General features: G+C 69.0%; 17 protein-coding genes and 4 pseudogenes. 12 read left to right on the top strand and 9 right to left on the bottom strand.

Annotated elements, in window-relative coordinates:
* Positions 1-158: 158 nt before the first annotated feature.
* Positions 159-335, top strand: a pseudogene (locus ACWC5O_RS31125) (transposase); the annotation flags it as partial.
* A 41-nt stretch (positions 336-376) separates the two neighbouring features.
* A pseudogene (locus tag ACWC5O_RS31120) lies at positions 377-556 on the top strand (IS630 family transposase); the annotation flags it as partial.
* A gap of 50 nt (positions 557-606) precedes the next feature.
* Here the strand turns inward: ACWC5O_RS31120 and ACWC5O_RS31115 are convergent.
* Both ACWC5O_RS31115 and ACWC5O_RS31110 read right to left on the bottom strand, forming a co-directional pair.
* Positions 607-750 carry a hypothetical protein gene (locus tag ACWC5O_RS31115; protein WP_450588079.1) on the bottom strand — a complete coding sequence of 48 codons (144 nt, stop codon included), beginning with the start codon at positions 748-750 and terminating at the stop codon, positions 607-609.
* A 284-nt stretch (positions 751-1,034) separates the two neighbouring features.
* On the bottom strand, positions 1,035-1,319 hold the full coding sequence (locus ACWC5O_RS31110) for a DUF1540 domain-containing protein (RefSeq protein ID WP_450588077.1): 285 nt from the start codon (positions 1,317-1,319) through the stop codon (positions 1,035-1,037).
* A 309-nt stretch (positions 1,320-1,628) separates the two neighbouring features.
* Here ACWC5O_RS31110 and ACWC5O_RS31105 point away from each other — a divergent pair, with 309 nt between their 5' ends.
* Positions 1,629-2,339: a hypothetical protein gene (locus ACWC5O_RS31105; protein WP_450588076.1), complete on the top strand. Its 711-nt coding sequence runs from the start codon at positions 1,629-1,631 to the stop codon at positions 2,337-2,339.
* Positions 2,340-2,433: 94 nt separating this feature from the next.
* On the opposite strand, the gene ACWC5O_RS31100 is transcribed toward ACWC5O_RS31105, so the two are convergent.
* The 3 genes from ACWC5O_RS31100 to ACWC5O_RS31090 all read right to left on the bottom strand — a co-directional run bounded on the left by ACWC5O_RS31100 (position 2,434) and on the right by ACWC5O_RS31090 (position 5,092).
* Positions 2,434-2,670: a hypothetical protein gene (locus ACWC5O_RS31100; RefSeq protein ID WP_450588074.1), complete on the bottom strand. Its 237-nt coding sequence runs from the start codon at positions 2,668-2,670 to the stop codon at positions 2,434-2,436.
* 709 nt (positions 2,671-3,379) lie between these two features.
* A complete protein-coding gene (locus ACWC5O_RS31095; RefSeq protein ID WP_450588072.1) occupies positions 3,380-3,796 on the bottom strand; it encodes a hypothetical protein in 417 nt (138 codons plus the stop codon).
* A 432-nt stretch (positions 3,797-4,228) separates the two neighbouring features.
* Complete coding sequence (locus ACWC5O_RS31090; protein WP_450588070.1) at positions 4,229-5,092, bottom strand: LLM class flavin-dependent oxidoreductase; 864 nt, start codon at positions 5,090-5,092, stop codon at positions 4,229-4,231.
* Between the two features lie 227 nt (positions 5,093-5,319).
* On the opposite strand from ACWC5O_RS31090, the gene ACWC5O_RS31085 reads away from it, so the two are divergent.
* Positions 5,320-5,868 carry a GNAT family N-acetyltransferase gene (locus tag ACWC5O_RS31085; protein WP_450588068.1) on the top strand — a complete coding sequence of 183 codons (549 nt, stop codon included), beginning with the start codon at positions 5,320-5,322 and terminating at the stop codon, positions 5,866-5,868.
* A 20-nt stretch (positions 5,869-5,888) separates the two neighbouring features.
* Here ACWC5O_RS31085 and ACWC5O_RS31080 read toward each other — a convergent pair.
* The 3 genes and pseudogenes from ACWC5O_RS31080 to ACWC5O_RS31070 all read right to left on the bottom strand — a co-directional run.
* A pseudogene (locus tag ACWC5O_RS31080) lies at positions 5,889-6,233 on the bottom strand (transposase); the annotation flags it as partial.
* Between the two features lie 125 nt (positions 6,234-6,358).
* On the bottom strand, positions 6,359-7,261 hold the full coding sequence (locus tag ACWC5O_RS31075; protein WP_450588066.1) for a Vgb family protein: 903 nt from the start codon (positions 7,259-7,261) through the stop codon (positions 6,359-6,361).
* A 351-nt stretch (positions 7,262-7,612) separates the two neighbouring features.
* The gene (locus tag ACWC5O_RS31070; RefSeq protein ID WP_450588064.1) at positions 7,613-7,756 is read right to left on the bottom strand and encodes a hypothetical protein; all 144 of its coding nucleotides are present in this window, start codon (positions 7,754-7,756) and stop codon (positions 7,613-7,615) included.
* A 334-nt stretch (positions 7,757-8,090) separates the two neighbouring features.
* Here ACWC5O_RS31070 and ACWC5O_RS31065 point away from each other — a divergent pair, with 334 nt between their 5' ends.
* From ACWC5O_RS31065 to ACWC5O_RS31030, 8 genes and pseudogenes are all read left to right on the top strand, one after another.
* Positions 8,091-8,318, top strand: a complete 228-nt coding sequence (locus ACWC5O_RS31065) for a hypothetical protein (RefSeq protein ID WP_450588269.1) — start codon at positions 8,091-8,093, stop codon at positions 8,316-8,318.
* Entirely contained in the window at positions 8,270-8,677 is a 408-nt protein-coding gene (locus ACWC5O_RS31060; RefSeq protein ID WP_450588062.1) for an integrase core domain-containing protein, read from the top strand. The genes ACWC5O_RS31065 and ACWC5O_RS31060 overlap by 49 nt, the downstream gene beginning before the upstream one ends.
* Positions 8,678-8,959: 282 nt before the next feature.
* Positions 8,960-9,161, top strand: a pseudogene (locus ACWC5O_RS31055) (amino acid permease); the annotation flags it as partial.
* Positions 9,162-9,474: 313 nt separating this feature from the next.
* Positions 9,475-13,071: a hypothetical protein gene (locus ACWC5O_RS31050; RefSeq protein WP_450588061.1), complete on the top strand. Its 3,597-nt coding sequence runs from the start codon at positions 9,475-9,477 to the stop codon at positions 13,069-13,071.
* A gap of 4 nt (positions 13,072-13,075) precedes the next feature.
* The gene (locus ACWC5O_RS31045) at positions 13,076-16,777 is read left to right on the top strand and encodes a hypothetical protein (protein ID WP_450588059.1); all 3,702 of its coding nucleotides are present in this window, start codon (positions 13,076-13,078) and stop codon (positions 16,775-16,777) included.
* Between the two features lie 143 nt (positions 16,778-16,920).
* Entirely contained in the window at positions 16,921-17,826 is a 906-nt protein-coding gene (locus ACWC5O_RS31040) for a hypothetical protein (RefSeq protein WP_450781119.1), read from the top strand.
* Between the two features lie 5 nt (positions 17,827-17,831).
* Positions 17,832-18,581, top strand: a complete 750-nt coding sequence (locus tag ACWC5O_RS31035; RefSeq protein ID WP_450588258.1) for a hypothetical protein — start codon at positions 17,832-17,834, stop codon at positions 18,579-18,581.
* Entirely contained in the window at positions 18,578-19,555 is a 978-nt protein-coding gene (locus ACWC5O_RS31030; protein ID WP_450588055.1) for an ATP-grasp domain-containing protein, read from the top strand. The genes ACWC5O_RS31035 and ACWC5O_RS31030 overlap by 4 nt, the downstream gene beginning before the upstream one ends.
* Here the strand turns inward: ACWC5O_RS31030 and ACWC5O_RS31025 are convergent.
* On the bottom strand, positions 19,543-20,370 hold the full coding sequence (locus ACWC5O_RS31025) for a hypothetical protein (RefSeq protein WP_450588053.1): 828 nt from the start codon (positions 20,368-20,370) through the stop codon (positions 19,543-19,545). The genes ACWC5O_RS31030 and ACWC5O_RS31025 overlap by 13 nt on opposite strands.
* Positions 20,371-20,620 lie beyond the last annotated feature (250 nt).

The following is a 20,620-nucleotide window of genomic DNA, read 5'->3' as shown; positions in this document are numbered from 1 at the left end:
CAAGGCTTCGGCCGTCAACATCAGGCAGGCTTGATTCCCTCAGGCCAGGGCACATCCGGCGAGGATCCCGTCGAGCTGCGCCGCCGTGCGGTGCGGATGGCTCCCGGAGGTGCGGCCTGAGTGCGACACCGAGTGGGCCGCGATGAAAGCAGTCACAGGCGATCGAAGCGTTTACGAAGACCTACGGGACGAAGCGACCCAAAGCGGTCGCGAAGTTCACCGACGATGCGGAGGGACTGCTGGCGTTCTACGACTTCCCGGCCGGGCACTGGATCCGCCCGCGGACCACGAACCCCATCGAGTCGACCTTCTCGACCGTGAAGCTTCGGACCAAGGCCAACTCTTGCTCCCGGATCGGCGTCCAACTCCGCTCGGCAACGTCTTCCCGCACCTGACGGCAGAGAAGGACACCCGGGTCGGTGACGGGGCCGCTGCCAACAACGTCGAGTTCACCTACACGCCGACCAACAGCTCCTGACTGCACCGCATCGAGGCCCAGTTCACCGCCCTCCGCTCCTTCGCGTTGGACGGCACCGACCACGCCGGCCACGAGGAGCCCGCTCCTCAGCCGTCAGCACAGCCCGTAACCCGCCCCCGTAAAGATCTCTAGAGGGCGGGGGGCAGCAGGTGCGGGGCGCGGATGCCGAGGATGCCGAAGACCTCGTCCTTCGCCAGACCCCGCAGCTCCGCCATAAGGCCGGGTCCACTCGGCCGGTCCTGGCCCAGATCCCGCCGAGGGACTCCGCACATTGCTGGGCCAGCACGCTGGTGAAGTCCTCGGCGCGGATGATACGGATCAGGCACGTTTCGACGAGCGGGCCGGAATAGAACTCCAAATCCATCGCCGCGTCGGACCTCTCGTCCTCCCGCGCCGCAGGGTCATCGAGGACTTCGACGAGCAGAGCCGCACGTTCCTCGGGCGAGATCTCCTCCCGGCTCTCCGCCGCATCCTCGGGCGAGGTCTCGTCCGCGGTGCGGGACCGTCCCTTGATCCACGCCGACCGTAGCGCAGGCACCGTGTCATGACGGCAGGCTCAGGCAGGCTCATAGGTCATGCAGTCCACCTCGTTCTCGACGTAGCCCACGGTGATCCCGGGAGCACGACACTCGAACTGCTGGTTGTGCGTGCAGTCGGACACCTTGCAGGCGCCGACACGTCCGGTCGCCGCCGGGTCTCCGCCCTTCGTGGAGGCGGTGAAGAAGGTGTCGCAGTGCGCGTGGTGAACATCCCCCACGGTAATGGCCAGCGCATGGCAAGCGTGATCCCTGTTGTACGCGCAGTCCTCTACCGCGCATTCCCGCACGACAGGCATCTCCATCGGGAACCCTCCTCAGGCCCTCGCCGTACTTGCCCCTCAGAAGTGCTTGGCTAGGGGGCGCGATTACGCAACGACACTCGCACGCGGCGCCTCCGCCTGCCTGTTCACACGGCCAGGGCCGCAGCCAAATGGAGCAGCGGGTCGGACCACCTGCGTGGCGGCCTTCTTCGTGGCGGGTTGATCATTTGATTGTTCTGGCCGGCGCAGCGTGGGCGGGAGGTCTCGGTGTCGGACGAGCAGCACGCACACGTCCCCCGGTCACAGGCTGAGGAGGCGGGACCACGCACAAGGCGAAGAACGGGCAAGTACGTGGAGACTGCCGTCACGTGGGTGCCCCTGGTGGCTTCTCTGACCGCCCTGGTCATCTCCGTGTACAGCTTCATCGCCGTGCGTTCCGCCCCGGGCATCACCGTGGTGATGCCGGACATGACCCGCCTCGCTGTCGACAGCAAGGGCACCTACTCGAAGATCCTCATGCAGCCGGTCATCGCTGTCCTGGGCGAGAGCCAGCGGGCAGAGACGGTCACCGGGCTCGCCATGCAGATGCGGCGCGAGGGGTCGGCAAAGCAGCCCGGCGGACAGGCCGACTTCCTGTGGTACGCAAGCGGACGCTGGCAGGGGGACGTGACCACGGACCAGTACGGCTTCATCGAGGAGAACGACTCCTCACCATTCCTGGTGACCAGGGACAAGCCGTCGGTGTCCAACATGTCCTTCCGCGCGGACAACTGGTTGTTCACGCCCGGCACCTACCGCGCAACCCTGACAGTGCGTCGGGCGACGGACTCTCGACCGCTGACGGTCCGCTGGTGTCTCACTCTGACTGCCAAGGGCGTCGCGCAGATCAAGGCCTACCCCGGCTACTTCCTGCCAATCCGGAAAGACTGGCCGGCAAACCCCGCGGACAAGAGCGACCGGTCGTGCTATCGAGGCGAGCCGTCTGGTACCCCTCCCGAAGCCCCTAGTCCGACCAGCGTGCCCACACAGACCGGTACACCCCCTGCGAGGAAGACAGACTGACCGTGCCCAGCCCAGGTGCCGGTCAGCAGTGAGCCGCCCGACGGCCGGTGCACAGTCCGCGAGGGCCTCCGCCTGCCGCCGCGACATGGCCACATCAGAAACAAGCGCGCTTGACTCTGTCGGGGATCTTGTCAATCGCTGACGGCCCGCCAGGACCGAGCCGGAGGATCTCGTGCTGGTCCAGGAAATTCTGGAAGGTGGTTGGCGGCCGGGGACGCGGCAATTCTCCGGTCGGCGGCAGGCCGCTGAGGTGCTCGATGTTCACGGCGATGGCCGTGAAGATGTGCTGCAGGTGCACTTTGGGTCGGCCGCGGTAGCGGCAGCGGCGCATGCCATGTCCGTGAGCAAACTCGTTGACGGTGCCCTCACTCCGGAGCCGACCGCACACCGGGCCTGCCAATCGGGCGTCTGCTGCTCGGCGCGGACACGAACTTGCAGGTCGCGGAGTTCCCGCGGGGGAAAGCCTCCGTTCCGGGCATTTTCACGGGAGGTTGTGCACCTAGTGCGGACCGGACACGGCTGCAATGGCCCTTGGTGAACCTCGCCACGATCAGCGACGCCGTCGTGGGGCGAGGAGGTCGGGTAGGGGCAGTGCCGTCCCTTGCTGACCTGGCCCTGGGGCAGGGGGCCTGTCGGCGGTCGAAGTGGCCCGGTGGCAGGCGACTGCTGCTACAGGCACTCCGTAGTCGCCGAGGTGGCGTCCCCAGCACCCGCGAGCTCGGCGACCCGCAGGATCCAGGGGACGTCGATGTACAGCTCCATCACGCGGCGTGCCCCTCGGGGGAGCGGCGCTCTGCCTCTTCCACCTCGTCGAGCACGCCCTGATGATCACCGAGAAGGGGTCGCGCGGCTTCCGCTGCGCTTCTGTAGCGATGGGAGAGACCGGAGACTGGTTGCGCCGGTGGTCCGTGACCGGCGCAACGGCAACGACGTGGTGATACGTTGCTCAGCCGCTGATTGCCTGCCCATCCTGTTGGTGTCGCGGCGGTGACTTCCGTTATCCAGGGGACGTTGATGCCTCGCGCCGTCGGCGTACGTACTCATGGCAGGTCGTCTCGTCCCAGCCACGCCGGCCTGACAGGCACCCCGTCCGGGTACCGCTCGATTTGTTGCTCCACCGGCTGGGCCGGTGCAGCATCAGGCACGGTCGATGCCTCCGCCACAGGTTCTGGGACGGCGGGCGCGTCAGAGTCCTCCAGCAGCTCCGCCACCTTGAACCGAGTGACGAACGACTGCCATGCCCCGTCGATGACGAGAAGGAACCCGTCGTTCTGTCGCAGGAGCCGACGGCGCTTGGGGCTTCTCGGGTGCTCGGGTGAGTGGCTTCGTGCCCGCCGTTCCAGCTCTGCGAGTGCCTCCTCACGCAGTCCGGTGATGTGAGCCACCACGTGTGCCTCGGTGTGCTTGCGTTCCCCAACGCCCACGGTCGTTTCGATGACCAGCCCCCACGTCGTCATGTTATTTGTCCCTTCACCTCTCGTGTCGCTCCTTGCGGGGGAGGCACAGCGAAACCGGCGGAGCCGTATGCCGTCATGCGATCGCCGGTGGAGATCACTGTCATCCAGTCCTCCACACTGAGCAGCTCCGACGGACTGCGGCCGCCGCGATGGCCTTCCCTGCGGTTACGAGGACGCGATCGCCACAGGTCTGGCTACGCGCGACGTCGACTCCGCCGCCTGTTTGGCCCGCCGTCGTGCCCCCCGACAACGCCGGGACCACGAGAAGCCCGAGGCCTGAACCACCGCCCACGAACGCCCCATCGACACTCCGGCGGTCGGCGGGCACGTATTTCCCACGATCTGAATGATCAACCTCACCTGTTTCCCCACCCTCGGGTCACGATGGCCAAGGGGATGTCGACCGCATCTGGCACACCGTCGAACGGCCAATCAGACCACCGGCGGCCCTGCCTCGATGCGGCGCAGCACTGGGTGCAGGCTGTCCAGGTCGGGTCCGGTCTGGACCTGTCGCTCGTCCCACCAGGTGGCGCCGGCGTCGTACAGCGGACCGATCACGTCCCTGGCTTTGGCCGCGTCCGGGGACGTGGCACCGCCGAGCACGAATTCGAAGGAGCGCTCGGCCCCGGCCGCACGGTGCTTGCGGATATAGCCGACCAGATCCCGTACCTCCGCCACATCCGGCACATGCCCATGCCGAGCCGTCTCGAAGAGCGGCACCGCGCCGTCCCACCGCGCTGCCCGCCGCATGGGCGCTCGACGCGGCCAGAACCCGCCGATCCACACCGGCGGACCGGGCCGCTGCGCGGTGGCGGGCAGCAGCGTCACGTTCCGGACCTCGTAGTGCTGGCCGTGGTGGTTCACCGGCTCGCCGGACCAGAAGCGCCTCAACAGTTCCAGTCCCTCGTCCAGCCGCTCGGCGAGGAGGCGTGGCTGGGCGGCGTCGCCGAAACTGTGGTATTCGTCCTCGATCGGACCGCCCAGGCCGGCGGAGAAGATCACCCGGCCGCCGCTGAGGTGGTCCAGTGTGGCCACTTGGCGGGCGAGTTGTTGCGGACGGTAGCGGGGGACCGGCGTCAGCAGGGTGCCGAGTCGGATCCGGGAGGTCGCCAGCGCGGCCGCGGTCAGCAGCATCCAGGGATCTCCGAAAGGACGCCCCTGGTGCTGTCGGTGCAGTACGTGGTCCCAGACGAAGAGCCCGTCCCAGCCTGCCTGTTCGGCGGCAGCTGCCACCGTCGCGACGTTGCGGGGATCGGCGAAGGCGCCAAAGTTGGGGATGTTGATGGAGAAGCGCATCCCAGCAGGATGCGCAGCTGGCCGCTGAGGAGCAATCGGATTCCGGATGCGGGCGACTTCACGGCAGGCCGCTGACAGGCGCAGGGCCAGGGCTACCCGCGCTCCATCGGGATTCCCGAACCGCGGCCGGACTGGCACGGACTGACCCGTCGGTCTCCGCCGCACTCGCGCAAACCTGTGCCTTCTCTTTCGGATCACTCTCACAGGCGTGCGATAGGTTGCCCGCCATGACTGGACTCGGACCCGTCGCCTGGCCACCTGCCCCGATAAGGACCGAACGGGTCGTGCTCCGTGAGTCCGAGGCCCGAGACCGTGCGGCGTTCATCGAGTTGTTCGCATCGCCAGAGGTGGGCACCTACATCGGTGGCCCTCGACCGAGTGATGAGCTCGATCGCGCGGTGCCTGAGGTGCCCGGGCGGCGCCCTGGCCTTTTCGTGATCGATCTCGACGGAGCGATGATCGGCATGATCACGTTCGATCGGCGCGCTGCAGAGCGTCCGGGTCACGTCCGTCAGGCTGCTGGGGAAGCCGAGCTCGGTTACATGTTCCTGCCGGAGGCGTGGGGATGCGGGTACGCCGTCGAGGCGTGCGCAGCGGCACTCGAGTGGTTCGCCGGCGCGCTTCCCAGCGAGCCGGTGGTGCTCTGCACCCAGACCGCCAACGTCCGCTCGATGCGCCTCGCGGCGAAGCTGGGGTTCACCGAGGTGGAGCGGTTTGCGGAGTACGGCGCCGAGCAGTGGTTCGGCGTGTGGTCCTCGGCCACACCGTCCGGTTGAGCCAGGTCGCTTCTTTCGGATCATGTGGCTGACCAGATGAAGATGCCTGCGATGTGGAGTGCGGCGAGGCAGACGGCGGCGGTCTGGTCGTAGCGGGTGGCCAGGCCGCGCCATTGCTTGAGGCGGTTGATGCAGCGCTCGACGGTGTCACGCTGCTTGTAGGCGTCGCGGCCGAAGGAGGGTGGTCTGCCTCCGGCCCGTCCACGGCGCTTGCGGTGGGCGGCCTGGCCCCCAGGCTGGTGAATCACCGCCCGGATGCCCCGCCACCGCAGGTGATCGCGGATGCCCCGCGAGGAGTACGCCTTGTCTGCCAGCACCACTTCCGGCGTGATGCGGGGGCGCCCGACCGGCTGGGGAACCCGCAGGCTTGACGGGCACCGTCGGCCGTCGTCGTGTCCGCGCCAGTGGCTGCGCGGGCATGCCGGCCTTGGCCTTGGTGCGGTCCAGCCCCTCGCTTCTTTGGAACGGGTAACCGGTCGAGTGGGGGAGCTCAGGGGGTGGGGACGACCCTGACGCCGGTGAGGGCCCGGAAGGGCGGGCCTGATGCGAGGACGTGCTGGTCGCCGGTAGCCGCGTTCACGCGGAACAGGGTGGACTCCCTGGTCAGGGCATTGTTGTCGGTGATCAGCAGGTTGCCGTCGGCCTCGACGGCGATCGCGGCAGGGCTGTCGAAACTGCCACCGGAGGCCATGACGGTCTGCGCCCCGCTCACCGGATCCACCTTGATCACCCCGCCGCTGAAGTCCTCGAACGCGTTGGCGTCGACGACCAGGATGTTGCCGGCGTGGTCGATCGCCACGTCCACGGGGCTGACGAGCTTGCCGCCGGACGAGATCACCGTGCGCGCGCCGCTGACCGGGTCGATCCGGACCACTCGAGGTGCGGGGGGCTCCGGGATGGGGCCGGCTTGCTCCACCAGCACGATGGTGCCGTCGGCGGCCACGCACAGCCCGCAGGGACGCAGAGGATCGACCGTGGCGTCACTCATCGACAGGACGGTCTGCTCCCCGGTGACGGGGTTGACTCTGATGACGGCGCCCGGGCCTTTGGAGAAGAGGTCGGCCACGAGGATGTTGCCGTCGTTCTCCACGGCAACGGCGATCGGGGTGACGAAGTTTCCCTCGGACGACACCGTGGTCTGCGCCGTCTTTCCGTCGGACCGGGAGAGCCGCAGCAGCGTGCCGGTGCCGGGATGGGGTCGGTCCTTGGTCACCAAGACGTTGTCGTCGGGTTCGAGAGCGATTCCGGTGGCTCCCACGAGGTCGCCGCCCAGGGCGAAGAATCCCGGAATGCCCGTGCCCGGGTCTACGAAATGCACCCCACCCTGGCAGCCGAGAGCGTCCGAATCGGAGAGCAGGATGGTACCGGCGGGGAGTCTGTTCTTGGCGGTCACGACAGCTCCTTGAGGAAGGGAGCGAGGGAGGAACCTCACTCAACCCCAGGCCCTGCCACCGCCTGCCGAGCCGGGCCGCGCCACGCCGCCCGGCGGGCGGTGAACCGCCCGATCGCAGCATCGGGTCAACCGCCGAGGCCGTCCTCGACATCGCGGGTCGGGACAGCAGCGTCCGCACCAGCCCTCCTTACCGTGGGGGCGGGTCACAGTCGGTGCGGATGGGGACGTGGGCTCGCAGGTCAGTCGGCGTCAGGGCGTGGCCATTCACTCGACGCTCGGCCACAGCACGCGGCCTGTGTCGGATGCCGAGCATTCAGGGCTGACGGTCGGCTGGCATCCGGATTGGATCCCTCATCGGGCGAGGGCGCCAGCTTCTGCTTCCAGGACGTCGCGGGCGCGTGAGCGGGGTGCTGGGATCTGGTTCGGTCGCAGGGTGTGCCGGCCGGTGACGCGCAGCCGGCTGTCGAGGTAGGCGACCTCGTTGGTGAAGCGCATGCCGACGGTGTGCACGCTGCGGGTGGCGGTGAGCGGCAGCGCGCCGTCGCGGCCGAGGGGGCCGAGGGGCCGCGGGTCCGGGCAGCGCGGGTGGCGACGATCTTGCGACGGGACGCCACGGCCGCGCCCAGATGGAGCAGGACCGGCTGTGGCAGATGGCGAGAGGCGCATGGGCCGTGACGGGGGCTCAGCGAACCGTTCCGGGTCTGGTGGAGGCTCGATTCCCTGAGGGGATCGAGTCATGGCCGTCCATCGCCTTACCCTGCCGAGCTTCCTGAGCGCGCGGTGCGCATGGTCGCGGAGGTCCGGAGGTCCGCCCCAACTACTCGACCGAGTGGCCGCGATGAAGGCGGTCGCAGCGAAGCTGGGCATCGGCGCCGCAGAGACGGTGCGGACCTGGGTCCGCGAATCTCAGGTCGACACAGGCCAACGACCTGGCGTCACCTCAGAGGAGGCCGCGGAGATCAAGCGGTCAAGGCCGAAAAGCCTCACCGCCTCCCGTCCGAACGAGCGATGGGTGGCCGAATTCACCTACGTCGCCACCTGGTCCGGGATCGTCTAGCCTGGCACGGCCTCGCCGACGTCGAACTCGGCACCTCGGAATGGATCGACTGGTTCAACGATCAGCGCCTCCACACAGCGATCGGAGACATCCCACCCCACGAGCACGAGACCAACCACTACGTTCAACACCAGCCCCAACCGGCGGCTGGAGTCCCCGCCCGCCTTGGCTGCCGCGGCGCTTGCGGTCGGCCCGCTGGCTGTTCGGCTCGGGCTGGTGTGCTCGATCTGCCGTCTGCGCAGGTAGCGGCGGTTGCGGCGCGAGGAGTACGCCTTGTCACCGCCGAGAACGAGAAACGGCGGCGAAGCTGGCCACGATCCAAGAACTGGCCGAATCGGTCCAACTGTTGGCAGCGCTGACGGCAGACGACGTTGCCCGGGTGCGAGCCGCATCGGTGTGGGCCTGGAGCCAGGGCTGAGAGCGAACACGCCAACCTGATCCGCTCGGCTCTCGACGACCCCGAGCCAGCCGTAGCCGTCGCAGCTCAAAAGGCACTGGCAGAGCTATGCCACCGCCTCGACAGAGACTTGTGACCAACCCTCAGCAGTTCGGACTCATTCGTCCAGGCGCCGAACTCATCCCGCACGTCGTCCGACGACTCCTCCCGCTGCTCAGTCCGTTCCCGCATTTCTGAATCGCGCGCTGCGCAGATCTTCCACCTGGACTCCGGCCCGTTCGGTCGACCGGGCACGGCTGGTGCGGGACTCGGTGATCACCGCCGTGGCGGCCGCCTTCTCGGTCCGGCTGATGGCGGGCGCCGGCTACGCGGCGGTGTACGAGGGCGTGCTGTTCCTGTTCGTCGGGGTCATCGTGCACGCGGTGCTGGCGGCCCGTCGGCAGCGGCACAGGCACAGGCATAGGGGCACCGTGCCGTGTGCCGACAAGTCGTGCACGGCGAAGCGGAAATCAGGGAATGGCCGTCTGAAGCCTCTTCTTCGGCTGTGTGGCGGGAATGTTGAACGCCACACGAACTGCCGATTTCGTTGAACGGCACAGTAAGGGCCATGGGGCAGAGCGCGGTTGACATCAAGCACCCCCTGTCTGATGGTGGAAGAGGACTTGACAAGCCCAGTCGGAGCAGAGCCCCCGGTCAGGCGGCGTGCGGGACTTGTCGGAAAGCCGTTCCGGAAACACCGTCGAAAGTTCCGGTGTCGCCATGAACCCCTATGCCGTGAAGGCCCTCACCGCCTGTTCGACCGGTACCGGTTCACTTCATGTCTTCGTCGGCGTGGATGACGGCTCCGTCTGGCACACGACACTCGACGGCTCCTGGGGCCCATGGTCTCCGCTGGGCCGCCCCGATTCCGTGTCCACCGTGCCCGACGGGGACTGGCTCTCGGCGACGGCGTCCGGCTCCGGCGACCTGGAGCTGCTCGTCCTGGGCGGTGGCGGGGAACTCTGGTACCGGCGCTTGTCGAACGGCAGCTGGGCTCCCTGGTCGCTGTACGGATCCCTCACCGCACGGCCGCCCGTGGCAGCGTTCACGGCCGTCGCCGCCGATGCCGAGGCGGTGAACGTCTTCTTCGTGGAGGGTGACGGCACGCCCGACGTCGTACGGTGGCACCCGCAGCGGGGAACGACGCGGCTCTGTACGGTTCCGCGGGCCGTCGGGCGCATCCGGGCCGTGCGGCTCCCGGCGGACCGTGTGGAGCTGCTGGCGTCCTCGGCCGAGCACGATGCACTCCTGCGGGGGGACTACGAACCCGGCAGACCCGTGCGGTGGCAGGAGCTGGAGGGGTTCCCCGAGGCGGACTCACCCTGCTGCGGTCACTCGGGGCCGGGAGCCCTGTCCTTCACCGCGACCGAGCGGGACCTCTTCGCCGCCGGCCCCACGGAGCTGTGGCACCGCGCCCTCGACGGGCCACGACAGGGCTGGGAGACCATGGGCGGCGATCTCACCGCGCGCGACGGACGGCAGGTTCCGGTCGCCGCCGTCGCCTCGGCCGACGGCCGTACCGATGTGTTCGCCCTGTGGGCGGGCACCGCGCTGGTCCACCGGTGTTTCGACCGCATCTGGTCCGACTGGGAGTTGGTCGGCCTCTGGGACGACGCACCCGGCGTCCACACCACGCTGCGTCCGGAGGACCTCGTGTCGCTGACCGTGCGGAGCAGCGGTCTGCAGGAGCACGTACGGGCCGACGGAGTCACCGAACTCGTTCCCGGGGCGTCCGGCGGACGACTCGTCGTCGAGTTCCCTCCTCAACACATGGCCGAGAGCGTGCTCGGTACGGACACCTCGAGCCAGGCTCGGCTGGCCGGTGCCTCCCGGTTGCACTTCGCCGTCGACCAGCATCCGATCGCGCTCACCACGGACGGGCTGCTCGACGCGATGGCGCGGCTGCCGCTGATCGTCGGGGAGGGATCGGCGGGGCAGGAGGCGACCCGTCTGGAGCTGCCCTGGCGGCTCGTGCTCGCCCTGCGTTCCCCGGCCCGGTGCGCTCACCGCTCACGGCCGGCCACGAGCACCGGCGGGATCACCGAGCTGTGGCACAGCCGGATCTCGGCGTCCGGCGGTGACGGACAGCTGACCGTGCAGCCCCGCGAGGCACTGCCCGGCGACAGCACACTGGACACACCGCTGGGTCAGTGGGTGGGGCCCATAGCCGCCGCCGGCGTCGCCCATCCGGACACACCGGTGGCGGTCGACCGTCTGATGCTGAGCGCTTACGGAGCCTGGTTCTCGGCTTGCGTGCACTGGCCCGAGCTCGACTGGACCCACCGGGCCGTCATGGGGCGGGACTCCTACGTCGAGATCCTCAAGACAGGTGCCCTGTTCCCCTTCGGGCACCGGGCGGCATACGTCCAGGTGTCGGAGCGGCAGTTCGATCAGCACGACCCGGCCGTGGCGGGCCTGCGCAGGCGGAACATGCTGATCGTCACCGAACCCACCCGGACGTACGGCATCGGCGCCGGTGGCCCGCACGAACGGAGGTTCCCGTTCCAGGTCGTCACCGTGGAACCACGCGAACTGACCGAGCTGGACGAGCCGTGCTGGCAGTCAGGCCTGGGCTTCTGGCCGACGCACGCGGGTTCGCCCGTCCACTTCCTGTTGCGGGCGCAGGCCGGCGACGAACCCGTCACCCTGAGCATGCCCCTCCTGTTCGTCCCGGACTCGGCGTGCGGCACCGCCAGTGCCCCGGCCCTAGACGCCTTGTACGCGCGCGGCCCGGCCGTCGCCGAGCGCCACGACAGCGTACGGCCGTCGGTGTACGTCGGCCGCAGACTGCCGCTGGCCATGCAGTCGGCCACGGCCGCGCTTCCGGGCGCGGTGCAGGAGGTGGAGTCGATGACCTTCGGCGGCACCGGCATCGCGGTGTCTCCGAACGGAGTGGGCTTCCACCCGCAGGTGACACAGATGCAGGTGGGTCTGCCGGCGGTACGACAGCTACTTGGTGCCCTGCCGAGCGTGCCGGCGGCCTACTCCGCCGCGTTCGTGTCCGCGCCATCGGGCGGAACCCTCCCGGACGCGCTGCTGGATCTGCTGCAACCCCAGGTGCTGAACTTCGCGGCGGCGGGGCCGCGCACCGGACTGCTGGCCGCGCCGAACGCGACGGTGAACCAGATAGCGCGCGCGGCGGGCCCCGTCTTCCGCGGTACACCCACCCCTCAGCAGCTCTTCGACGCGGATGCGAAGCTGTTCGGTGTCGTCGCGTTGCGGGACATCGTCGCCCGGATCACGATGCAGCCGCAGCTGTCCTGGGTCCAGGACGGCAGTAGGCCGTCGGCGACACTGAACTGGCAGGAACACCTGTCGAACAAGGTACCCCCGCTCTATCCCAACCCGGGATCGCTGGTGAAGCTCACGGTGGATTCCCGGCTCGTCCAGGGGCACCCCGACGTGACCACGCAGGGAACGGTCACCGACTTCACGCTGATCGTCCCCGAGGACGGACCGGCGGCCCTGGTGCGCCTCGCCTTCCGCAGCGTGGACTTCAGCGCCCGTACGGGTTCCTCGCTCGCCTTGAGATTCGACCTCGCCGACGCGCAGCTGACGGGGAAGCTCGGCTTCCTGCACACGCTGGCGCAGCCCATACAGCAGGCGCTGTCGGGAGGGCCGCAGGTCGACGTCTCGCCGGCAGCGGTGCGTGCCTCCTACCGGATCGCCGTTCCCTCCATCGGCGTGCTGGTGTTCGCCGTCCAGAACCTCCTCATCGAGTCCGACCTCACCGTTCCACTGACCGGCGCGCCGGTGACGTTCGACTTCGCGTTCGGCACGCGGGAGCGTCCGTTCCTGGTCACGGTCTCCGGGTTCGGGGGCGGCGGATACCTGGAACTCGGCGTCAGCGCCGGTGCCCCCGGCAAGGGTCTGCGCCGGTTCGTGGGAGGCATCGAGTTCGGCGCCTCGCTGAGCATGGACTTCGGTATCGCCCGGGGCGAGGTCCATGCCTTCGGCGGTGTCGTCTGCGTCAAGCGCGACGACGGAGAGATCGAGGTCACCGGATATCTGCGGGTCGGCGGCAGCGTCCGGGTCCTGGGGCTCGTGGGGGTCTCGGTCGAACTGATGGTGAGCCTCAGCTACGACTTCCAGACCAATGTGCTGAGCGGAACGGCGCAGGTCGTCATCACCGTCGATCTCACGTTCTGGTCGACGTCCGTCACGCTCACCTGTCACAAGACGTTCACCGCTTCCCACACCGCCGCCCTGGACACGGCGGCGGGCGGGCCGCCGGACGGGTCGGTCGCAGCCGCGCTCGGACCCGACGGGCACTCCTACCCGTGGCAGATCTACTGCCAGGCCTTCGCGAGGGTGTGAGCCCATGTCGCCCACCAGCCTGGAACGAGAGTTCCTGTGGACTGCGCTGCCGGCCGGACGCGTCGGGAGCGTCCCCGGACTGTCCGAACCCATGGCCCTGATCTCCGTCCTGCTCACCCCACGTCTGAAGGCGCCCGGCACAGCGCCGCTGACGGTCCGGGACTTCGGCATGCAGAGCTGGCCCGACCGTCTGGGCCGGCTCCGCTTCGACGTCTTCCGTGCCGGGCGGCTTCTCACCTCGCACCAGGTGCCCTATCTGGACCCCGAGGGACGGACGATCCACTTCTCGGTGGCGGACCAGCTGTCCGCCTGGCGTGCGCTGCTCGACGACGCCACACCGGTGCAGCCCTACCAGCCGACCGCCTACGACGGGCATGACGTCCGCACGTTCCCCGCGGCGGAGGCGGCCGGGGAGATCCGCAGCGTCTACACCGCCACCGGCCGGGCCTACCTCGCGCACGAGGGGCTCTCCGCACGGAACCGGGCCGACCTCCTGGAGGCGCTCCGTGGCATCGACGACGTGTGGCGCAGCGGTCTGCCGCCCTCCGCCGACGGCGCGTCCGGGCAGTCCGCCCTCGCCCGCGCGTACGCCTTCTACCGGCGTGACTTCGCCGGCCACGCCTCGGCGCCGCAGCCGGCGGCCGCTCCTTCCCCGCAGCCGGACTTCCACGAGACCGTCGCCCGCCTCGCCGACCATCCGCTCCTGCTCCGTGCCCTCGCCCTGCTGGTGGACCTGGCCGTGCCCGCCTCGGAGCTGGCCCAGGCCGGCGACACCGACCTGTGCGTCGTTCCACGCTGGCCGGTCCCGGACACTCAGGCGCCACCGAACTGGACCAACGCCGTTCAGCACGACCTGTCCCCGAGAACGGCCTACACACTGACCGGCAAGCGCTTCGTGCCGGCGTCGCTTCCGGGCCCGGCGTCCACCGGCTTCGACAACGGCATGCTTCCTCTGGCCGGGACCGGCCAGGCCCCCTCTCACAATCCGCGCTACGAACTCATGCCGTTCGACGTGGACGGTGCCGCGCTGCGGCTGGTCGGCGCCGCTAGTTCCCCCGGAGCGCTGCCCCCGCTGCGCACGAAGGGCATCGCCCTCGTCGAACGCGACCGCGAGGCGCAGCACACCAGGCAACTCCAGCGAGCCCAGCAGCGCAGCACGACCGACGGACTCCTCGGGACACCGCTGGGGGCGGACTCCCTGCTGGGCGGTTACCGCCTGGATGTGCAGGACGTCGCGACCGGCCGGTGGTTCTCACTGGGCCGACGGCGGGTCCGGTACCGCATCGGCGCCCTGGAGATCGGGCACGACTCCTCCGGAGGCCTTGCCAGCGGGCTGCTCGACGAGGGCTGGGTCCGGCCCGCGCCGGTCACCATGGGCACGTCCGCGGATGCGCTGTACCTCCATCAGGCGGTCCTGCGGTGGGACGGCTGGAGTACGGTCGTACCTCGGCCTGAACGGGTCGTGGACACCGGTGACGGGGCTCAGGTGGCCCCGAAGGCGGCCCCCTTGGAGGTGGTGGTCGCATGCGATCCAGGGTCGTTGCCGCGGCTCCGGTTCGGGGACGACTACCGGCTGCGCGTACGGCTGGTCGATCTCGCCGGCGGAGGGCTCCGTTCCGACGAGGTCCGCCCGGGCGAGGAGCAGACCGAGCGTTTCACCCATCAGCGCTACGAACCGCTGCTGCCGCCCGAGATAGTGCCCACGAGCGAGTTCGCCGACGGCGAGCGACAGGATCGCATGGTCATCCGCAGCGATCGCGGCGTCTCGGCCCACGACTACGCGGCCGCGCACGGGTGTCTCGACCACGACCTGCGTCGTGTCCTGGCGGCCAAGTGCTCACTCGAACTGGCCTTGCAGCACGAGGGCCTGTTCGACTCCGCGCTCGGGCCCGACGCGCCCGCCTCGGAGTTGAACCGCCTCTTCGAGATCGCCGAACGCGCGGACCGCGATGTGCGCGACGCCCGCGGCGCCGTGGTGTTCGAAGGGGTCGGCCGCTCCGGTCGGGGCGCCCCCTACGTCGCCCTCACCGAGGAGGACGTCACCCTGCCGTGGCTGGCGGACCCTGCCGGCACGCACATCGAGCTGAACGTCGCCGACCGCCCGATCGACCCGCACACGGGCTCTCCCGGTTCGGTCGACGGCCTCCCCGAGAACGGAATCGGGCTGTGGCAGGGCCAGTGGCCCGATCTGGGACCCATGACCTTGCGCCTGGTCGAGGCCACCGCGGGCTGCACGGTGAGCGTCTCCGACGACTACGGCACTCTGACGGTCGCTCTCGGCCCGGCGGAACAGGTGACGTTCGACATCCCTTCCTGCCCGAAGGATGTCGACGTCCAGCTCTTCGGGATCACCAGGTGGCTGGGCATCAACGCCCAGGACCTGGGGGATCCGGGGGTGCAGCACATCGCGCGCGGGCTGAACCCGCTGGTCACCCCGCCACGCCAGGTCACCCTGGTACACGCCGTGCAACGGCCCCTGTCTGACCCCGGGGGCCGGCTGACGCCCCAGCGCCAGGCCGGAGGCACCGACGTCGACCTGACGACGGGCAGCCTCGGGATCGACGTGGCGAGCACGGGACGCATCGACGTCGACGCCACATGGACGGACAAGGACGACGTGCTCGACCACCCGGAACCGCAGAAGCACACCGCTCATGTCGGCTCGTTCGACGTTCCGCACAAGCCCCTGCTCGCCGGGCTGCCGCGTATCCGGCAGGAGATCGGCGACACCCGCCATCACCTGATCACGTACTCCGTGACGGCTGTCTCACGCTTCCAGGACTGCTTCCCGCCGGCGCTCGCCGACTCCGGCGGCTGCCTCGCCCACGGCACTCTCGACCCCACGGACATACCGAGCACGGTCCGGCCGCCCGCACCGCATCTCCAGTACGCCATACCGACGTTCGCCTGGTCCCAGACCACCGGCGGCGCGCAGTCGGTCATCCGGTCGCGTCGCGGTGGGGGGCTCAGAGTCTTCCTCGACCAGCCCTGGTTCGCGACGGGGGACGACGAAGCCCTCGTTGTGCTCGCCTGGCCCTCTCCCCCCGCGCCGGACGACGTGCTCCCGTACGTCAGCGTCGCCGGGCGCGATCCGGTGTGGAGCACCGGCGCACCGCCCGCACTGCTCACCCACGGCCAGATCACCGCCCCGACGGTCGTGCAGGTCGACCTCCCCGAGGCCCGGCGAACCCTGGAGGCCATGGCGTACCCGGTCCAGCCCGACGCAGAGGGCAAGCGGTGGTACGCCGACATCGACCTCTCCGCCGTCGTGTCCTCCTCCTACTTCCCCTTCGTCCGGCTCGCCCTCGCCCGCTATCAGCGGCACACCATGCCGGGGGTGCCCTGCGTGTCACCGCCCGTGCGGACCGAGCCGATCCAGCTCCCCCCGCATCGCCGGCTCACCGTCTCGCGGACGGCGGGACATGCGGCCGTCGTCGTCGACGGCCTGGGCCCCGGCGGATCGGCACCGAACGTCATCAGGACCGAGCTTCAGGCGCAGGACCCTGCGAGCGGCTCGACCGGCTGGGTCACCGTCTTCCGTACGTCCGCGGCGCTCGGACAGAGCCACACGGTGGACATCCCCAGCAGCGGAGGGCGACCACTGCGCGTGGTCACCAAGGAGTACGAGACCCGCCCGTCGGCCGGCTCGGCTGCGACGGGCGAGGACGCCGGACGTCTTGTCTTCGCGGACGTCATTCCGCTCTGACAGGAACAGGAAAGAGCACCGCCATGCCCGTCGAATCGCATCCCGCAGCGCAGATGTTCCCCCAAGGGGGAGGGCAGCTCGACCTGCCCCCCGCAGGGACCAGTGGCCAGGTCGGCTTCGAGGTGTCACGCGACACGCCCGTCATGTTCCTGCGCATCGTGGCCATCGGCCCAGGCTGTGAGTCCCATGGAGGAGCGGCGCCGACGATAGAGCTCCGGGCGGGCACGGGGGTCATGGCGACCGTGCCGGAGGCTCCGGCGGAAGTGCGGATCTTCGACGAGACGTCCACCCAGGTCGGGGTCTCCTCCTGGGTGCGCGAAGCGAACGACGTCTTCAAAGTGTCGGTAGGACACATGAAACTGGGCCGTAGCTGGAGAGTGCGCGTCAGCAACAACGACCGGGAGCCGCTCGGCTTCGTGTGGGCGGCATCTCCGGTGGAGAAGTTCACTCTGCAGCCGCGGGTCTTCCTGCAACAGCGGGAATTCACTCGGTCGGCGCCGTTCGGGGACGCAGTGCCGTCAGTCGTGGTGAGCGTCAAGAACGTCGGTACGGGGCCGCTGACCATCAGCGACGAGCCGAAGCGCGACCTCGGGGGAGGCTTCACCCTGGAGTCCATCGAACCGCCGCGCGTCTCACCGAACACCTGCGCCAGTCTGACGATCAGCGCTGCCGCAGTCACGTCCGGACTCAGCGCCAGGGACCTCACTACGGATTACGCCATCGGATGCGACGACCTGGGGAACCCCCAGAACCGGACCGTGAAGCTCACGCGGTCGGGCACGGCACAGCCCGGGCCCGTCACGCCCAAGGGGCACGACAAGTTCACCAAAGACAGGAAGGACACCAAGGACGCCAAGGACGACTCCATCGAAAAGCCTGGTCATCCGCTGGAGCTGGCGGGAAGGGATCTCCTGTCCGACGGCAGCAGCACGGCCGCGGCCAGTCTCTCGGACCGCCTGTCCGCTCTGGAGGAAGGTGTCGCGCAGCTCGTCCACTTCATCCGCCCGGAGCTCCGGCCGGACGTGTCGCCACCGGCTGACGATCAGTGACCGCCATGTGGCTGGTCCTGTGCGCACCCGACGACCACGCGGCGCTGTGGGCGTACATGGGGCTGCGGACGCGAGGTCTGCAACCGCTGGAACTCGTCACGTCGGAAGCGCTGATCCTCGCCCCGCGTTGTGCGCACTACGTCGAAGAGGGACGGGCGGCTTTCGACATCACCCTGCCCGACGGCCGTACCTTGAGGAGCGAGGACGTCAAGGGCGTCCTGAACCGTCTGCCCGAGGTCCCCGCCGGGCTCGCCTCTGCGGACGGCAGCTCGGCCGATGCCCACTATGCGCTGACCGAAATAGGGGCTCTTCTGCTCAGCTGGCTCGCCTGCGTCGCTCCGGTGGCGGTCAACCGCCCCTCCGCCCGGGGCCTGTCCGGGGCGTGGCGGTCGCCTGCCGAGTGGACCGTGCTCGCTTCCCGCGCAGGACTGCCGGTGACACCCCTGTCGTTGCCCGGCGGCGCCGACCGATCTGCCGTCTCCGCCCCGCCTCGGACGGTCATCGTCTTCCGGGAGCATGTCTTCGCAAGCGAGGGCGTGGCGGAGCTGGCCGACGGATGCAGACGACTGGCCCTCCTCGCCGACACCGCTCTGCTGGGCATAGAGTTCCGTCTGGCCTCAGGCACCGGGCCGCCGAAGGCGTTGTTCGCCGGCGCCACCCCCCGGCCTGATCTGCGGGCCGGCGGTCCCCGGCTCCTCGACAGGCTGTTCCGTCACTTCACCGACGCCACCAGACCGGCGGTGCGAAGGACATGATCGTCCTGTGCGGTGTCGCGAGCGATCCACCGCTCGCCATGGTCGGTTCCGCTCTCGACCGGCTAGGAGTGGACCACGCGGTGATCGACCAACGGCGGTTCGGCGGCATCACCCTCGAACTCGCCGTCGCTTCGGACCGGGTCCACGGACACCTGCTGGCCCATGGCCGGCTCATCGACTGCGCGCAGGTGACAGGCATGTACAACCGCCTGGTCGACTGGCGCACGCTTCCGCAGACACGTGGAGCCGACGACCGGACCCTGCGGCTGTGTCTGGCCTGGCACGAGGCCCTCAGCAGTTGGATGGAGATCGCACCGGGCTGTGTGATGAACCGCGCCGCCCCGTCGGTGGCCAACCATTCCAAGCCCTACCAGGCGCAGCTGATCGGCCGGGCCGGATTCAAGGTGCCGGAAACCCTGGTGACCAACGACCCGCAGCTGGTCCTCGACTTCCGGGCCCGGCACGGCAGGTTGATCTACAAGTCGATCAGCTCCGTGCGGTCCATCGTGCACATGCTCGACGAGGAGGCCATCGACAGGCTCGATCTCATCCGCGGATGCCCGGTCCAGTTCCAGCGCTATGTCTCCGGCACGAACGTGCGGGTGCACACGGTGGCCGGTGAGGTGTTCGCCACCCGCATCGCCAGCGACCGTGTGGACTACCGCTACGCGTCACTGGACGGCGGGCGTGTCGAACTGACCCCGTGGGAGCTGCCCTCCGAACTGGCCGAACGCTGCCTTGCTCTGGCCGCCCGGCTCGGCCTCACCCTCGCCGGCATCGACTTGCTGCTGGCCGACGACGGTGACACCTACTGTTTCGAGGTCAATCCCAGCCCGGCGTTCAGCTACTACGAGTCGCACACGAACCAACCACTGGCCCGCAGCATCGCACGAGCCCTCCGGAGCGGTCGGGAGGTGGGCGACGTGGGCGAGGCCGCCACAGCCGGCGACTCAGCGGTGTCTCACCACTGGTAGAGGTACTGGTTCCAGGACCCGTACCAGCCGGTCCCGTAGTAGATCCACGCATTGGAGTCCAGCAGAGCCACGTGCCCTCCCCAGTACACGGCCTCGTTGAGCTGGAAGACGGCCCACCACCCGGTGTTCGGGGAAAGAACGCTGCTCGTACGAACCGCCTTCGACTGGAACCAGGCCCACATGTCCCGAGCCCGGATCGGTCGACGCGCGGATGTGTTGCAGCGGGCGTTGACGAACGGGTTCGCGACGGCCAGTTCCGTGTATCCCGCGCGGATGAACGCGTCCGAGAGGAAGTGTGCGCAGTTGTTGGCGTACGCGTCACCCCCCAGGCAGCTGTTCGTCCACTGGCTTCCCACCGAGGCCATCAAAGGCAACGCCCTGACTGCCGCGCCCGCAGGCGCGATGCCGTCGGCGGAACGCGGTGCGCCCGGAAGCTCCACTGCCGGTGGTGGAGGAATGTGTTCCATCTGCTCGGCGCTCACGGCCAAGCCGGTCGGCGCAGGGTCTGCGCCCCTCTCCACGGCGACGGTGAACGGATCGGGCTCACCGGTGCGTATCCTCGCAAGCCGGAAGGCCGTTGCACCTTCGCGCACCCAGATCCGGATCCGGTCGTCACCGAGCTGCTCACGATCCATGATGTCGGAGTTGGCGAACGAATAGACGCAGTTCTCCGACTCGACGATCAGGATGTTCCCCGGTATGTTCCGGTCCTCGCGGCTGTATCCTTCGAATGGGATGGTCGAAGCGCGCTGCGCAGCGCGCTCCATGAGTGAGCTGAGGTCGGTCTGCTGACCCTTCACCATGTTGTCGGTCATGCTCATCACCCCTGACGACAAGGCGCCCCGGGCGTGGTCCGAAGCCTTGTTCCGCCCTCTTTTCAGCGTGCTCCTCGCCATTGGCTCACGCCACTTGAGGAGGCCGTGTTCCCGAAGGAGATTCCTCGGATCTGACACGCCACAAGGTTCTGCCCCGAAGCCTTCCGGGGTGGCTCGGGCGAACATGTGCTCCGACCAAGGAACACACACGTCCAACACGAAGCCCACGAGGATGAGTCTGCTGCATCAC

Source organism: Streptomyces sp. NPDC001450 (genome assembly GCF_053597295.1).
Note: the sequence above shows the minus strand (reverse complement) of the source record. Positions and strands in the feature narration are given on the sequence as shown.

Coding starts and splice junctions, on each gene's coding strand:
- ACWC5O_RS31100 (WP_450588074.1), bottom strand. CDS start 2,670: ATGCGCCGCTGCCGCTACCGCGGCCGACCCAAAGTGCACCTGCAGCAC.
- ACWC5O_RS31110 (WP_450588077.1), bottom strand. CDS start 1,319: ATGGAGATGCCTGTCGTGCGGGAATGCGCGGTAGAGGACTGCGCGTAC.
- ACWC5O_RS31085 (WP_450588068.1), top strand. CDS start 5,320: ATGACTGGACTCGGACCCGTCGCCTGGCCACCTGCCCCGATAAGGACC.
- ACWC5O_RS31035 (WP_450588258.1), top strand. CDS start 17,832: ATGTGGCTGGTCCTGTGCGCACCCGACGACCACGCGGCGCTGTGGGCG.
- ACWC5O_RS31030 (WP_450588055.1), top strand. CDS start 18,578: ATGATCGTCCTGTGCGGTGTCGCGAGCGATCCACCGCTCGCCATGGTC.
- ACWC5O_RS31040 (WP_450781119.1), top strand. CDS start 16,921: ATGTTCCTGCGCATCGTGGCCATCGGCCCAGGCTGTGAGTCCCATGGA.
- ACWC5O_RS31050 (WP_450588061.1), top strand. CDS start 9,475: ATGAACCCCTATGCCGTGAAGGCCCTCACCGCCTGTTCGACCGGTACC.
- ACWC5O_RS31090 (WP_450588070.1), bottom strand. CDS start 5,092: ATGCGCTTCTCCATCAACATCCCCAACTTTGGCGCCTTCGCCGATCCC.
- ACWC5O_RS31095 (WP_450588072.1), bottom strand. CDS start 3,796: ATGACGACGTGGGGGCTGGTCATCGAAACGACCGTGGGCGTTGGGGAA.
- ACWC5O_RS31045 (WP_450588059.1), top strand. CDS start 13,076: ATGTCGCCCACCAGCCTGGAACGAGAGTTCCTGTGGACTGCGCTGCCG.
- ACWC5O_RS31060 (WP_450588062.1), top strand. CDS start 8,270: ATGGGTGGCCGAATTCACCTACGTCGCCACCTGGTCCGGGATCGTCTA.
- ACWC5O_RS31070 (WP_450588064.1), bottom strand. CDS start 7,756: ATGCGCTTCACCAACGAGGTCGCCTACCTCGACAGCCGGCTGCGCGTC.
- ACWC5O_RS31115 (WP_450588079.1), bottom strand. CDS start 750: ATGTGCGGAGTCCCTCGGCGGGATCTGGGCCAGGACCGGCCGAGTGGA.
- ACWC5O_RS31025 (WP_450588053.1), bottom strand. CDS start 20,370: ATGACCGACAACATGGTGAAGGGTCAGCAGACCGACCTCAGCTCACTC.